The following is an 815-nucleotide window of genomic DNA, read 5'->3' as shown; positions in this document are numbered from 1 at the left end:
CCTTACGGCAATCGCGTCGAGTTGTTCATCGGCACGTTCGTCGGGGCGATCACGTTCTCCGGGTCGGTCATCGCGTTCGGCAAGCTCTCGGGCAAGTACAAGTTCCGCTTGTTCAAGGGCGCGCCGGTCGTGTATCCGGGCCAGCACATGATCAACCTGCTGCTCGCCATCGCGATGCTCGGCTTCGGCATCATCTTCATGCTGACGCAATCGTGGCTGCCGTTCGTCGTGATGACGCTGATCGCGTTCGGACTCGGCGTGCTGATCATCATCCCGATCGGTGGCGCGGATATGCCCGTGGTCGTGTCGATGCTCAACTCGTATTCGGGGTGGGCGGCCGCCGGTATCGGCTTCTCGCTGAACAATCCGATGTTGATCATCGCGGGGTCGCTCGTGGGTTCGTCAGGTGCGATTCTGTCGTACATCATGTGCCGTGCGATGAACCGGTCGTTCTTCAACGTGCTGCTCGGCGGGTTCGGTAACGAAGGCGGTGCGGCGGCGACGGGCGGTTCGACGGAGCAACGGCCGGTCAAGTCCGGTTCCGCCGATGATGCCGCGTTCATGCTCGGCAATGCGGAAAGCGTGGTGATCGTGCCGGGGTATGGGCTGGCGGTCGCTCGCGCTCAGCACGCGCTGAAGGAACTGACCGACAAGCTGGTCGAGAAAGGCATCGACGTGAAGTACGCGATTCACCCTGTGGCGGGTCGGATGCCGGGGCATATGAACGTGTTGCTGGCGGAAGCGGAAGTGCCGTATGAGCTGGTCCACGAGATGGAGGACATCAACAGCGAGTTCGGCCAGACCGACGTGGTGCT

At 62.1% G+C, this 815-nt stretch carries 1 protein-coding gene; it reads left to right on the top strand.

The window, feature by feature from the left end:
* A partial coding sequence (locus AWB67_RS38865; protein WP_143746843.1) for an NAD(P)(+) transhydrogenase (Re/Si-specific) subunit beta occupies positions 1-815 on the top strand: 815 nt, incomplete at both ends.

Origin of the sequence: Caballeronia terrestris (assembly GCF_001544515.1) — a bacterium.
Classification (GTDB): Bacteria; Pseudomonadota; Gammaproteobacteria; order Burkholderiales; family Burkholderiaceae; genus Caballeronia; species Caballeronia terrestris.
This window is presented reverse-complemented; position numbering and strand designations above follow the sequence as displayed.